A 14,552-nucleotide genomic window follows, 5' to 3' on the forward strand; every position below is an offset into this window, starting at 1 on the left:
TAAATTTTAAAGCATGAAAAAGCTATTCCTTGCCGTATTATTTTTAATAGGACTGATATTGCACGGACAAGATTTTTACCCACCTGTTTTAAATTATTCGGTTAAAGATTATGGAACCGACAGGAATCCAGAAAATTACGCCGTTATTCAGGATTATAGAGGTGTTATGTATTTTGGGAATGCACATGGTATTCTTGAGTTTGATGGAGAGAATTGGAATTATATAACTGTTCGTATTGGAGAATTTGTTCGATCTTTAGCTGTTGATCAGCAAGGAACAATTTATGCAGGAACATTTGGAGATTTTGGTTTACTAAAAGCGAATAACAAAGGACAGCTTGAATATCAATCGCTTTTAAATTTATTGCCTGAAGAGGATCAATTTTTTGGGAATATTTGGCGGATTTATACGATTGATGAATATGTCTATTTCCAAGCTCAAGAGTGTTTTTACCTCTATAATACCAAAACCAAATCTATTCGAACAATTTATCCTGAATCAAGTTATCATTTAAGCTTTTTAGTGGGGGATCAGTTTTATTTGCGTGAACGTGGTGTTGGATTGGTACGTTTTAATCCGGCTATGGAAATACCTGCACCTGTTATTGGGACGGATCCTTTTAAAGAATATGGTGTTTTTGGGATGCATCAGTTGGCTGACGATTCATTATTAATCATTACACAAGAGATAGGCATTTTTAAATGGAAAAATAATGCGATTAGAGCAATACCAGATAAAAATAATAGGGGATTAAATCAATTGGGAATATTTGGATCATTAGCACTTTATGATGGCACTTATTTATTGACCACAAGAACAGAAGGAGCCGTTTCAATGAACTCAAATGGCGAAATTTTAAAACAAATTGATCGGAGTACTGGTTTATTGTCGAATACGATTCATGCCGCATTTCAAGATAGGGATTTGAATGTTTGGTTGGCAATGGGTAACGGTATCTCAAAAGTGAATTATCATTCCCCCATGTCTTATTTTAATGAGAAGAGCGGGATAGAAGGAGGGGTTTCTGCGATTAAGCGATTTAAAGGGAAACTATTTGTTGGTTCTGCTTATGGTTTATTTGTGCAATCCTCCAATGTCAATAAAAATAAAAGGTTTCATAATCTGGACGTTGTGAATGGGCAAGTTTGGGATATAAAGATTTATAACAATACATTATATATTGCTTCAGGTAAAGGTGTTTTTAGCTCAACCGACGGCGAGAATTTCAAAATGTTATCTCGAATTAATGCCAATACTTTAATCCACAATAAGGAGCGTCAAGAATTTATTTTAGCCGGTGAATTTGGAATCTGGGTGTTTGACAATGAATTTAAAGAAAAGTGGTCTTATATAAACGATTTTTCAACTTTTTTAGGTGGGGAAATAGATCCTATGAATGCGAATGTAGTTTGGCTTGGCACCTTGAAATACGGGATTGTAAAATTAAAAGCAATAGAAAATGATTATCAGGTTGATTTTTATGGAGATGAGGAAGGTTTGCTTGATGATATAGGAACACCTTTATTATTGCACGATAAATTGGTTTTTGGTGCCAAAGATGGTTTGTATTATTTTGAAAGTGAAGAGGAGATTAAAAAGTCTTTAACGACCGAAGAATTGAAAGATCCATTGAATTATAAAGGATTTTTTAGACCATTCGAATTGTACGATTCCTTATTCAATGGTCAGTTATTATTGTTGCAGGCAGGTGCAGAAAGAACATGGTATTGTAATGAGTTTAAAATAGGATATTACGATAATCAGAAAAAAGACTTCTTTAATAAGCCATTTTGGGGATTGGATTATGGGCGTATTAATACACTTTATCTCGAAGATGATGGTGTACTTTGGATTGGGGCAGTTGACGGATTAGTTCGATTTGAAAAGAATGATTTCAAACAATATAAGTCCAATTTCTTAGCATTGGTGAGAGATATCTATATAGGACGAGATTCCATTTTATTTGGAGGAGTTTTTAATCATAGAGATACCAATAATTTAATGGTTCAAATAGATAACGAGATACCTGCGCTTGATTATGCCTTTAATGATTTACGATTTGTGTTCTCGGCACCTTATTTTGAAGATGAACACGAGCCAATGTATCGATTCAAATTAGTAGGTAACGATAATGATTGGTCAGCTTGGTCATATAAAAGTGAGGCTAATTTCACAAATTTATCTCATGGGGAATACGAATTTCAGGTTGAAGCTAAAAATGTATACGGCCAGCTCAGTCAACAATCTTCTTATAAATTCAGTATCTATCCACCATGGTATTTAACAAAATGGGCATTCTTACTGTATTTTTTCATGTTTATTTTGATTTTCTATGTTGCAGTAAAGATTAGCTCGAAAAGATTAAAAGCGAAAAACCTTTGGTTAGAAGAGGTGATTGAAGAGCGAACAAAAGAGATTTCTGACAAGAATGTTGTTCTTGAGCATCAAAAAAAGGAAATAGAGGACAGCATAAATTATGCGTTAAAGATTCAAGAAGCAATCTTACCGCTCGAAGCGGAAATGAAACGTTTTTTACCAGAATCCTTTATCTTGTTTAGACCTAAGGATATCGTTTCAGGTGATTTTTATTGGTTTGTAGAAAGAGATGATAAATTAATTGTGATTTGTGCTGATTGTACTGGACATGGCGTTCCTGGTGCCTTAATGAGTATGATTGGTTCTGATCGATTAAATATAATAGTATCTGAACGTAAAAATTCTTCGCCATCAAAAATATTATCAGACCTGAATAAGTCGATAAAAAAGTCACTCAAACAGGATGGCCAAAAAAATTCAACAAGAGATGGTATGGATGCTGCAGTTTGTACAGTTGATTTAAAAACCAAAACTATGCAATATGCTGGTGCAAATCGACCATTATGGATTGTACATGAAAATGAATTAACTGAGATTAAAGCTACGAAAGTAGCAGTCGCTGGATTTACTTCTGACGATCAAGTTTATGAAGAGCATACAATTGAATTACAGCCTGGAATGAAGTTTTTTATGTCAACGGATGGATACGCAGATCAATTTGGCGGTAAAAATGACAAGAAGTTTAAAGTGAAAACATTGAAAGATTTATTAGTTGAAATTTCGAATAATACATTTATAGAGCAGAAAAAAGCACTCGAATCTGCGCTAATAAATTGGATGGGAGAGACTGAACAAGTGGATGATATTTGCATAATTGGATTCGAACCAAAATTCGATAATTGGTCGTAGATCAGCAGTCAAAAAAAATAAATTAAAAAAAAACTAAAATATTTTTCATTTCTGCATTTATTTCTGATTTATTCTTCGTAATATTGCACCCCCAAATACAAGGGAAATAAAGATTTTGTCATGAGTAATATTATTAAGGAAGTTCAAGAGGAATTGGTACATGTTTCAAACCACCCTGATTTTAAGGCTGGTAGTACTGTTACTGTTTATTATAAAATTAAAGAGGGGAATAAAGAAAGAATTCAGTTATTCCAAGGTGTTGTAATTCAGAGACGTGGTTCTGGTGCGACTGAAACTTTTACTATTCGTAAAATTTCAGGTAACGTCGGCGTTGAACGTGTTATACCGATTAACTCTCCGTTTATTGAAAAAATTGAGGTGAATAAAGTTGGTGCTGTTCGAAGAGCAAGAATTTTCTACTTCCGTGAAAGAAGAGGGAAATCTGCTAGAATTAAAGAAAAGCAAACTTTCTACACTAAAAAAGCGAAATAGTCGCTGTTTAGATATTTTAAAAACGTTTACTCCTAAGGAGTGGACGTTTTTTTTGTGTCCAAGAATTAATAGGTTGTGCAATATTAATTGCTTACCTAAATTGGTTATATAATTCTTGTTTAACCAATTAAAAGTAACGGTATATTAGATAGCTTATATTTTTAATTACTTAAAAATTAAGCCAATAATTTTTGTATTTTTGAGAGCTGAGTTAGTCCAAGGTAATTACTGTAATTATGTTAGACTAGAATTTTGAATCTGATTTTCATGAAATATATCCGAATTGCATTTTTAGTATCAATTTGTACATCCCAATTAAGCGCTCAAACTGGTCCAGCTGGTGTAGATAATACTGTAAATAACGGTATTTGGCTAAAAGCAGACAAAGGCACCTCTACGAATATAGATGGTGAAGCTATTGAAATTTGGGAGGATCAATCAGGTAATGGTATAAATGTCGAACAAGCAACAGTGGATCAACAACCTTTGTTTCAAGATGCTTATATGAATGGTTATCCAACAATTCTTTTTGACGATATTAATTCGTCTGGCCAAAATGATTTTTTTTCTGCAGATGATGCAGCCGTTTTAGATAATTCTGACGGGTTTACAATGTTTTCAGCGGTTAGACCATTATCTAATAATAGCAGTGCTAGAAGTATAATGAGTAAGCGTACAAATGTTGGAGTGAACCAAGCATATATGCTTTTTCTTTATGGGGGAAACGAATTGACACTTGATGTTGTTACCAATAATAATCGATTTGATTCTGCACCAACGTCCTTTCCAGCAGATAATAATTATATAATTTCCGCGACTTTTGATGGGAGTTTAGTGTCGACAGAACGTGCTAAACTATTCAGTGGCCAAACACTCATCGCAACAAGAACTGAAACGAGTGCATCAATGCCTGATTATAATTCTCCTTTTGTGATTGGAGCAACGCATGTTGGCGATCCCCGTCCATTTGATGGGCATATAGCCGAGCTAATTTATTTTAGAAGAACTTTAAATACAACTGAGAAAATTGTAGTCGATAATTACTTGAGTTCGAAATATGCCATAAGTCTTGGTACAAACGATTTTTATAATGGCGATTTACCAGCGAATGGAGATTTTGATCACGAAGTTGCCGGTGTAGGACAGTATGAATTGCATGATTTTCACGGTGTTTTTGAACCTTCAGCGAGTGGAGGTCTGGGAATCGTAACGGATTCTATTTTTGATGATGGTGACTATATATTTATTGGGCACGATCTGGATACAAATTCAGGGAATGATACAGATATTGATATTGTTGATGGTAGTCCCGTTACACAACGATGGAATAGAATTTGGTATTTTGATATAACAAATACAATTGATGATATTAATACCACAATTATATTTGATATGAGTGATGGTGGCATGGGAGACGGCGGTGCAGCCGGAATACCTTCGAATTATAAGTTGCTTTATAGAGCTACGAATTCAGGAGACTGGACTATTCTTGCTGATGCAGACGAAGTGGTTGATGATCGAATTTCTTTTGATTATGCCTTCTCTTCGGATGGTGATGATGGTTATTATACTATCGGAACAATTGATTTTTATAGTAGTCCTTTACCTGTTGAATTACTTGATTTTTCGGCAAATCTTCGTGATGACCAAACTATTCTAAATTGGAGAACAGCGTCTGAAAATGATAACGATTATTTTTCAATTGAACGTTCACCAAATGGAAAAGAATGGGAAGAATTTGACCGTATTAAAGGCAATGGAAATTCAAGTCATACAATCAATTATTCAACTGTAGATAAGCAACCTTTTAGTGAGATATCATATTACCGCCTTAAACAAGTTGACTTTGATGGAGCATTCGAAATAAGTGAGGTGCGAACTGTTTTTAAACTTAATTCGAATCTTTATAATATTTACCCAAATCCAACATCTGACTATTTATTGGTTGAATTAGGGAATAACAATGTGAATTTGACTATTTTTAATTCTAATGGGCAACTATACGAAGAGTATTTTAATGCTTCTGGTGATAAATGGCAACTAAATGTTGAAAATTATCCAACTGGAATTTATTATTTGCAAATTGAAAATGGATTAGAAAAAACACATCAGAAATTTATTGTCGATTAAGAAGGATTTAAGCTATTGCAATACTTAAAATTCGTAGTCGATTAAGTCAATTATGAAAATAGCTTTAATACAAGGTAGTTCAAGAAATGACGGCGATGCTGCTGCCTTGTCTAAAAAAATACTTTTTCATACGGAATGGGATTTGATTAATTTGAATGATTATAAGATTTCATTTTATGATTATCATCACGAGAATAAGAACGATGATTTTCTTCCATTAATGGTTAAATTGATTGATAATTATGATGTCTTTATATTTGTAACACCAGTCTATTGGTATGCTATGAGCGGTGTATTGAAAGTGTTTTTTGATCGGTTCAGTGATTTATTAACCATCGAAAAAGAAATAGGTAGGAAGTTGCGTGGAAAAAAAATGGGGGTGATTACTTGTTCTAACGGTAGTAATTTAGGAGAGCAATTTTGGTTGCCTTTTAAAGCTACAGCTGATTATTTAGGCATGAATAATATAGCTAACCTGCATACTGTATCTTTAGACAATGAACAAGACGTGATATTGAATTTTATTCGAATAATTGAAGCAAAATAAAGTTCTATTTTTTAATTCCTTATAAGGACATAGATAAATATTTTATAAATTGAATCGAATTATGAATGATGTACTTAAATATTACCTCGAACTTGTTGATGAATGTGAGCGATTTGATAAAAAAGGAAAAACCGTTCCTTACACTTCTGCAAATGGACATATGTTTTCAGTAATTAATAAAGAAGGTCAATTAGGAATGAGGTTTTCAAACGCTGTTCAAGAAAAGTATTTTGAGAAATACAAGACTAGTAATTTTATTTCCCATGGTTCCATTATGAAAGGTTATATCTTAATTACAGATGAGATGTTCGCTGATAAAGATAATTTGGTGGGATTATTGAATGAAAGTTATGATTACGTAATGTCGCTTGAACCTAAGTAAAAAAAGTTGTAGGAATTGTTTTATGAGGTTTTATTCTAGGTTCATTATTGTCATACTTTTGTTTTGTCTCGTAATTGTGGCATGTTCGAAAGTTGGTCAAAATGTCGAAAGGACAGATAATAATGAAGTCGTTCCAAAATTTCCCCAACTTTTTCCAACGAAACAATTGCGAGATTTTGAACATGATAAAAAAGCCAATCAATATGAATGGCAATTGTTGGGTAGTATTGATGATACCGATTTGACTTTTGAACGTCTTAAGGAAGAGGAGGAAGTACCCAAGAATAAATATATCTTTAATTTTAAAGACAGTAATGATATTCGAATTGGGTATAATTCAGATGCAACTTGTGCTGTTGGATTGGTTTATTTTGATTCTATTGATTGGAAGGAACAAAATAACCAAGTCGACTTATTTATTCGATATAAATACTTTAGTAATGAAGTCCAGTTTATTATATATGGCCGATACAAAAGAATAGAAATTGATACGGATCGGTTTAAGCTAATACGAATCAGTAACTTGAAAGATGGCTTATAAAGAGTCTACAAACGTTGTAAAGGTGTTTTAACACCGTCTACCAAGCTATAACATTCTAATTTATCTTTAAAAACAGAAGCTTTAAAAATCGATTTATTCATCAGCATTCTTACACATTCTTGAACACCTTCAACAATAGAAGGGTGAGGGTGTACCAATTCAGCTAATTCACCAATTCCTTTTTCCATTTTGATCAGTAAAGCAACAGCTTCAATCGCACTTGATGCATGTTCTCCAACTGCACGCATCCCAAGTATCTTCATTTCGGCATCGTTTTGAACAATAATTTTGAAGAATCCTTGTGTCTTTCTCATAGCAATAGCTCTCGCCATAATCGAATAATCTAACTTCACTACTTTGCATGGAATGTTGTTTTCAATGCAATATTGCTCGTTAACACCAACTGCTGCAACCTCAGGTTCTAAGAACATGATGGTACAAACATTGTCATACGAAATGCGTGTTTGCTTATTCTCGAATATTTTTTCAACAGCGTGACGACCTTCAATTTCGCCCATGTTCACTAATGCTATATGACCAGAAACATCGCCAACAGCATAAATATTTGGAATATTAGTTCGGGTGTCATCATCTCCAATATGTCGATTGTTTTCACCTTTTTTAATTCCAACTGCTTCTAAACCTATATTTGTGTAATTCGATTCACGCCCAACTGATAAAAGCGCTCGCTCTACGCGAATAATCTCTTTTTTACCATCACAAGTAATCTCATATTCAACTTCGCCGTTTACAATCTGCATACGGTCTAGTTGTGCATCATGATGAATAGTAACGCCTCGTTTTTCTAGATTTTTAGAAACAATTTCTGATATATCTTCATCTTCAAAAGGTAAGATTCTGTTGGCACGGTCAATTAAGTATACCTTTGTTTTGCCAAAATTTGAGAATATGGTCGCATATTCACAACCGATTACACCGGCACCAACTATAACTAAACTCTTTGGATAGTCCTCTAACGATTCAATTCCATCACTGGTCATGATAATCGATTCATCTACTTCAATATTGTGAATTTTGCGAGGGGAACTACCAGTAGCGATTATAATATTATCCGTTTCTAAAAGAATTTCTTCTGAATCTCTTGTTCTATTGATTGCAACTTTGGTTGGACTTAAAATTTTTCCATAACCTCTAATGTATGAAAACAGGTCTTTTCGTTGGTTCTTTAATAGTTTGATATGACAGGAGTATTGGAATTTACGCTCGAATGTAGCTTCATCCAATGTTTTCTTAACTTCTTTCCATGATATTTCGAAAGGCTTTCGTCCTAAAGAAACAATAGTTTCATTGACATTTTTTACCCTTTGTGATAATTCCCATAAAGTTTTCGAACTTAATGCACCATTATATACACCAGCACCTCCAACTTTAGCTTTTTCAACAAGGCATACGCGTTTTCCAAAATCAATTGCGCGCATCGCAGCCGCGTAGCCCGCTGGGCCACCTCCGATAACTACGAGATCGTATTTAGAGTCATCCATTTAAACGTTTTAATCAGAAGGTGAAGATAAGAATATTATTAGAATTGTTGAGATAATGTGCATCTTTGCAAAGTGGAAGAAAATCTAAGTAATTTATTAAATCAAACTGCGGCTCAGAAAAAGCTTAATGCTGACTTCTTGAAAAGAGCCAAGAAAAAACCGAAAAAAATAGTTGATTCTTTATTTCATGAAGAACATGAGAAAGTATTTGCTAAAATTGATTGCCTTGATTGTGCTAATTGTTGTAAAACGACGAGTCCAATTTTTACAGATCAAGATATAAAACGTTTGTCAGGTCTTTTCAAAATGAAAAAACATAGTTTCATTTCTGAATATTTACGTCTAGATAGTGATGATGATTATGTATTAAAATCGTCACCTTGTCCTTTCTTGAATGCCGATAATACATGTTTTGTTTATGATGTTCGTCCACAAGCATGTAGAGAGTATCCGCACACAAATAGAAAAAATATGTTTCAAATTCTAGATTTAACACGTGAAAACTCATTGGTTTGTCCGGCTGTAGCTTCAATTGTTAACAATATTCGAGGGTTATAGTTTTGTTTTATATACTTGTTAATAAGCTTGGTATGGACTATTTTTACAGCGGATGTATAGTTTTTTAAAAATTTAACGTTAATAAGTACTTCCAAAATAATATAGATGAACCTTTAAGGTTAGATATTTATTTTTTATATTTCGGAATAATATTTGTGTACATAAAAACCAAGATGTTACAGAAAAACACTTTACTGGAAAAATGTAGTGCTAGATTTCAAAAGATCTTTGGTGATTATAACGTGCATGCGGACGGTAAAATTATAGTGTCTCATTTTGGAGAATTCTCTCAAGACCTCGTAAATTCATTATCTACTAACATCGAGGAAATCATGTTAGATTCAGGTGATAAAAAAGGTGTCCTCAAAAAAGTATTCAGTATCTTAGTTGAAGGTCTTCAGAATATTCGAATTCATGGCGAACGTGACGAAAACAAACAGCAAATATCTTTTTTAATTGTTTTACAAAAGGATGAAGACTATAAAGTGACCTTTGGGAACTTAGTTAAAAAATCGAATATTGATAAAATTGAAGCACGAATCGATAAATTGAACAAAATGGATCGCGCTGAAATTAAATCATTGTATATGGATACTTTGTCAAATGGCGTAATGTCGAATAAAGGTGGTGCTGGATTAGGTTTTATAACAATGGCTTTGAAGTCTCAAAATCAAATCAAATATCTTGAAGAAGAAGTTTCTGAAGATTTATTAATATTCTCACAAACAATTACTGTTAATAGAGAGTAATACTTTTACTCTTTTATTAGTTTATTTTTTGTCACTAACCTTTCATACAATTCTTCATACATTGGTAATACCGATGCTAAACTAAAGTTTTTTGAGTGTTCATAAGCTTGTTTCTTAAAGCGTGCTAAAGTTTCTGTGTCTTTTAGAATAGAAAGTGCGTTCTTAGCCATTTCATCAACATCACCAACATTACTTAAATAACCTGAATAACCATTCTTGTTGACTTCTGGTAATCCACCAGAATTTGAGGATATAACTGGTACGCCAGATGCTAAAGCTTCCAAAGCGGCTAGACCAAAACTTTCTGTTTGTGAAGGCAAAATGAATAAGTCACTAATCGAATAAATTTCATTTGCAGATTGAACACTTCCCATCATATCAACATCTCCACAAACACCTAATTCCTGGCATAATTGCTCAATTTTATAACGTTCTGGTCCATCACCGGCTAAAATTAACTTAGCTGGAACTTTTTTACGGATTCTGTGAAATATTTGAACAACATCTTCAATTCGTTTTACTTTTCTAAAATTGGAAACATGACTAATAACAAATTCTCCATTGGGAGCGATCGACTTTCTTCTGGCTTTGTCATCTTCTGTCGCTACATTGCTATAATGTGTATGTTGAATGAAATTTGGAATTACTTCAATGTCTCTTTCAATCTTGAAATGTCTATATGTATCCTGTTTTAAACTTTCTGAAACTACGCTAACAGCATCCGACTTATTGATGCTAAAGGTAATTACAGGTTCGAATGATGGTTGTTTACCTACCAATGTAATATCTGTACCGTGCAAAGTTGTAATATAAGGAATGTCTATTTGATGTGTTTTTAATATTTGCTGTGCAAAATAAGCAGCAGAAGCATGCGGTATGGCATAATGGCAATGCAGAATGTCAAGGTTTTCATATCTTGTTACATCGACCAGTTTACTCGTTAACGCCAATTCGTATGGTTGGTAATCAAAAAGAGGGTAGTTAAACGGTCTTACTTCGTGGTAGCGAATGTTAGGAAGAAAATGATCTAATTTAACTGGATGATTATACGAAATAAAGTGGACTTCATGACCTTTTTCAGCTAATGCCTTGCCTAATTCTGTTGCTACAATTCCACTTCCACCAAATGTTGGGTATAATACTATTCCTATTTTCATTTAATTCTTTTTCATTTGCGACCTTTGGTCGTTTGTATGTTTATTATCCTTACAATCTAAAAAGTCAAAGTTAAGCATTGAAGGACTAGCTTCAATACTTCTTTCGTTAATTTATTGGTAAATCATTCATGAACGACTGGTAGATAATATCTTGTATTTTGGTTCGGTACCCTTCTTTTACGATTTGCCAATTCTCTGCATTTGGATAAACTCTATTGCTTAAAAACACATAAACAATGCCATTCTCAGGATCGGCCCAAGTTAATGTGCCTGTAAACCCTGAATGTCCAAAACTTGTTAAAGAAACCTTATCGCATGTAGGTCCTCCATTTAAAGATTGTACAGGTTTGTCGAATCCTGCACCTCTTCTGTTTTTAGGACAAAATTGACAGCGTGTGAAATCTGAAATTATTGATGGTGACAGGATTTGTTCTCCCATATACCTTCCATCATTAATTAACATATACATCAATGCTCCCAAATCTTCGGCATTGGAAAAAAGTCCAGCATGACCACCAACACCACCTTGCATGGCTGCTCCAGGATCATGAACATTACCCCAAACCAATTGTTTTCTATAAATCGAATCTAGTTCTGTCGGGGCAATTTGATCTAAATCGAATGAATAAGTAGGGTGGTAGCCCATTGTCGCCAAATGCATTAGTTTGTAAAAAGTCGAATCAACAAAATCCTCTAACTTTTGTCCCGTTTGACGTTCTATAATCTCTTTGAAAAAATAATAACCTAAATCTGAATATTTGTACTTCTTTTTGATCAACTTTTGTGCAATTAAAGTATCAAACATCATATCGTTATAATCAGAACGTATAAATAGGTTTTCAGCGACTTTATTTCCGAATACTGCAGACGAGTCTGTACTATAGATGGTGTCATTCAGTTGGCCCTTACTCATTGTTTTGGCATAAAAAGGAATCCAAGGAAAAAGTCCCGCTTGATGCGCTAACATTTCTCTTAAAACCATATTCTGGTAAGGAGTAGAATCAACAATTTCGGGAAGGTAATCCGTTAATCTTTTGTCTAAATCAATTTGTCCGGATTCAACCAGTTTTATCAGTGAAATGGTTGTACTGGCTATCTTGGTGATCGATGCTAAATCATAAATTGTATTGTTTTGAACTGGGCTTTTTTTGTCGTAAGTAAAATTACCGAATGACTTATTGTAAAATATCTGTCCATCTTTAATGGCTAAGACTTGACAACCCGGAAAAGCTTTTGTTCGAATACCCGTTTTCACCAATTCGTCTATTCCTTTTAATTTTTCGCTATCAGCACCTACTTCTCCAGGACTGGCATATGATAAACGAATTTTTTCGGGGTAGGATAGGCCAAATCCAGCTTTAAACTCTTCAGATGCTGTCACTGGTAATTTTCCTTTTGGTTGAATTGCACCGAATAAAGCTTGTGCAGCAGCATTATTTGTCTCGTCGTTGTCTTGATAGGCAACTAAAAATGCTTTGGTATCTTTTAATGGACCAAATTTGTCTATTACATAAGGATTACCAAATAGAATAGTGATGACTTCCTTTTCGTGACTTAGTTTTTGATGAATCGCTATTGCTTGACGGGTAATACCAAAATTACGTGCCGGATTATTATTGGTACGGTGGAATGCAATAATGATTCTTTCAAATTTGCCGCATTCAGCTAATAATGCCAATTCGTCTTTGGCTGATAATGATCGTGGAATTTGAATTTGTTCGATTGCACTGAATTGATGTATTCCATCGATAAAGGCATTTTTCTCCGTTCCGCCAATGTTTAAATAAACAGTTTTTTTATCTGACAAATCTTTGAAGGGGAGAATATCTCTTTCATTTTTGATTAGTGTTAAGGCAGACTTATTTAGGTTTTTATTCAATCCATTATACGAATCGAGGTTTAGTCTTGGAATTAAATTTTTAGTATCAATAGGTTGGTATTGATTTAATCCGACCCATTCTTTTGCTTTTAGTACTTTTAAACATCTTTCGTCTATAACAGCTTGACTTAGTTCTCCACTTAATATTGCTGCTTCTATTTTATCAATTCCAGCGCTTACATTTGCGGGGAATAATAGAATGTCATCTCCTGCTAGAATAGCTTTTACATTAATTTCATCTGAATTATAATGCGCTGAAACGCCGTTCATATTTAAAGCATCAGTGAATATTAATCCTTCAAATCCTAAACTGTCTTTTAATAATCCGTTTACAATTTTATTCGATAAAGTAGAGGCTTGATCTGGAGTATCATCCAATGATGGAATGGATAAATGTGCCACCATCATACTTGCAAGGCCTCCTTTAATTAATTGTCTAAAGGGGTAAAGTTCTATGTCGTTGAGGCGTTCATAACTATGCATGATGGTCGGCAAGGCTTTATGAGAGTCAGTATCCGTATCGCCGTGACCAGGAAAGTGTTTACCACAAGCTATAATTCCTGCGTCTTGCATACCATTCATATATGCCATTCCCAATTTAGTCACATTCAATTTCTCTTCACCAAAAGCCCTATTATTAATCACTGGATTTGCAGGATTGTTATTGACGTCGATAACTGGAGCAAAATTGACATGTATCCCCATGGTTTTGCATTGCGCGGCAATATCGGTTCCCATCTTATAAAGTAAGCTTTCATCTTGAATGGCACCTAACGTCATCTGTCGAGGATAAGAAACCGTCGAATCTAAACGCATTGCCAGTCCCCATTCGCCATCTATGGCAATCATTAATGGGGTTTTAGAAATGCTTTGATATCTATTGGTCAAATTAGCTTGAGCAGTAGGCGTTCCCTTAAAAAATATCAGTCCACCAATCTTTTCTTTCTCTAATAATGTCGCTATTGATTTTTCATGAGCGACCTCTTTATTTGAATATGCAGCAACCATAAATAATTGTGCAATTCTTTCTCTTGGTGTTAGACTATTAAAAACAGAATCGGCCCATGTACTTTTAACACTTAAAAAAGCAGGAGCTTTACCAACTGTTAAATTGTCAGGTTGAATTTGTGCGCTAAGATTAATACTAAATAAAAGCATCAATAAACTAGTAAAAGCAGTAATAGTAAGCGTTTTGATGTAGGGCATAAAATAAATTATATAAGAATTACACGAAAGTATACATTTGATCTTGCATAAACCTTGCCATGGCACAAGATTTGTCCACATATTGAAGTGTATTATTAAATATTAATTGAAATTACTTTGTTACTGGTCATTTTTTACACCTTAAAATATGAACCTTTTTATCCTGTTTTCATAGTATTTAAT

General features: G+C 33.8%; 11 protein-coding genes. 8 read left to right on the plus strand and 3 right to left on the minus strand.

The features are described 5' to 3' along the window. Nucleotides 1-13 precede the first annotated feature (13 nt). The 6 genes from T367_RS0107960 (at nt 14) to T367_RS0107985 (ending at nt 7,318) form a co-directional block, all read left to right on the plus strand. A complete protein-coding gene (locus T367_RS0107960; RefSeq protein ID WP_027419373.1) occupies nt 14-3,226 on the plus strand; it encodes a SpoIIE family protein phosphatase in 3,213 nt (1,070 codons plus the stop codon). 120 nt (nt 3,227-3,346) lie between these two features. Continuing rightward, nucleotides 3,347-3,718, plus strand: coding sequence for a 50S ribosomal protein L19 (rplS, locus tag T367_RS0107965; protein WP_027419374.1), 372 nt, complete (start codon nt 3,347-3,349; stop codon nt 3,716-3,718). Nucleotides 3,719-3,985: 267 nt separating this feature from the next. Next, complete coding sequence (locus tag T367_RS23800) at nt 3,986-5,848, plus strand: T9SS type A sorting domain-containing protein (protein WP_051568443.1); 1,863 nt, start codon at nt 3,986-3,988, stop codon at nt 5,846-5,848. 52 nt (nt 5,849-5,900) lie between these two features. Next, nucleotides 5,901-6,395, plus strand: a complete 495-nt coding sequence (locus T367_RS0107975; protein WP_035842974.1) for a flavodoxin family protein — start codon at nt 5,901-5,903, stop codon at nt 6,393-6,395. Nucleotides 6,396-6,456: 61 nt separating this feature from the next. Then, nucleotides 6,457-6,777 carry a hypothetical protein gene (locus tag T367_RS0107980; RefSeq protein WP_245593031.1) on the plus strand — a complete coding sequence of 107 codons (321 nt, stop codon included), beginning with the start codon at nt 6,457-6,459 and terminating at the stop codon, nt 6,775-6,777. Between the two features lie 76 nt (nt 6,778-6,853). Next, the gene (locus tag T367_RS0107985; protein ID WP_027419377.1) at nt 6,854-7,318 is read left to right on the plus strand and encodes a hypothetical protein; all 465 of its coding nucleotides are present in this window, start codon (nt 6,854-6,856) and stop codon (nt 7,316-7,318) included. A 5-nt stretch (nt 7,319-7,323) separates the two neighbouring features. Here the strand turns inward: T367_RS0107985 and T367_RS0107990 are convergent, their stop codons facing one another. Continuing rightward, nucleotides 7,324-8,820 carry a dihydrolipoyl dehydrogenase family protein gene (locus T367_RS0107990; protein ID WP_027419378.1) on the minus strand — a complete coding sequence of 499 codons (1,497 nt, stop codon included), beginning with the start codon at nt 8,818-8,820 and terminating at the stop codon, nt 7,324-7,326. A gap of 72 nt (nt 8,821-8,892) precedes the next feature. Between T367_RS0107990 and T367_RS0107995 the strand changes: the two genes are divergently transcribed. Then, nucleotides 8,893-9,378: a YkgJ family cysteine cluster protein gene (locus T367_RS0107995; protein WP_027419379.1), complete on the plus strand. Its 486-nt coding sequence runs from the start codon at nt 8,893-8,895 to the stop codon at nt 9,376-9,378. 173 nt (nt 9,379-9,551) lie between these two features. Further along, a complete protein-coding gene (locus T367_RS0108000) occupies nt 9,552-10,127 on the plus strand; it encodes a SiaB family protein kinase (protein ID WP_027419380.1) in 576 nt (191 codons plus the stop codon). 5 nt (nt 10,128-10,132) lie between these two features. Here T367_RS0108000 and bshA read toward each other — a convergent pair whose 3' ends face one another. Next, nucleotides 10,133-11,284 (minus strand): N-acetyl-alpha-D-glucosaminyl L-malate synthase BshA, encoded by a 1,152-nt coding sequence (gene bshA, locus T367_RS0108005; RefSeq protein WP_027419381.1) that lies wholly within the window; start codon nt 11,282-11,284, stop codon nt 10,133-10,135. Between the two features lie 106 nt (nt 11,285-11,390). Beyond that, a complete protein-coding gene (locus T367_RS0108010) occupies nt 11,391-14,369 on the minus strand; it encodes a glycoside hydrolase family 3 N-terminal domain-containing protein (RefSeq protein WP_051568444.1) in 2,979 nt (992 codons plus the stop codon). Between the last annotated feature and the right edge of the window lie 183 nt (nt 14,370-14,552).

This window comes from Crocinitomix catalasitica ATCC 23190 (genome assembly GCF_000621625.1).
GTDB lineage: Bacteria > Bacteroidota > Bacteroidia > Flavobacteriales_D > Crocinitomicaceae > Crocinitomix > Crocinitomix catalasitica.

Bases quoted from the DNA above. Each gene is read 5' to 3' on its own strand.
- T367_RS0107960 (WP_027419373.1), top strand. From the start codon at position 14: ATGAAAAAGCTATTCCTTGCCGTATTATTTTTAATAGGACTGATATTG.
- rplS (WP_027419374.1), top strand. From the start codon at position 3,347: ATGAGTAATATTATTAAGGAAGTTCAAGAGGAATTGGTACATGTTTCA.
- T367_RS23800 (WP_051568443.1), top strand. From the start codon at position 3,986: ATGAAATATATCCGAATTGCATTTTTAGTATCAATTTGTACATCCCAA.
- T367_RS0107975 (WP_035842974.1), top strand. From the start codon at position 5,901: ATGAAAATAGCTTTAATACAAGGTAGTTCAAGAAATGACGGCGATGCT.
- T367_RS0107980 (WP_245593031.1), top strand. From the start codon at position 6,457: ATGAATGATGTACTTAAATATTACCTCGAACTTGTTGATGAATGTGAG.
- T367_RS0107990 (WP_027419378.1), bottom strand. From the start codon at position 8,820: ATGGATGACTCTAAATACGATCTCGTAGTTATCGGAGGTGGCCCAGCG.
- T367_RS0108000 (WP_027419380.1), top strand. From the start codon at position 9,552: ATGTTACAGAAAAACACTTTACTGGAAAAATGTAGTGCTAGATTTCAA.
- bshA (WP_027419381.1), bottom strand. From the start codon at position 11,284: ATGAAAATAGGAATAGTATTATACCCAACATTTGGTGGAAGTGGAATT.
- T367_RS0108010 (WP_051568444.1), bottom strand. From the start codon at position 14,369: ATGCCCTACATCAAAACGCTTACTATTACTGCTTTTACTAGTTTATTG.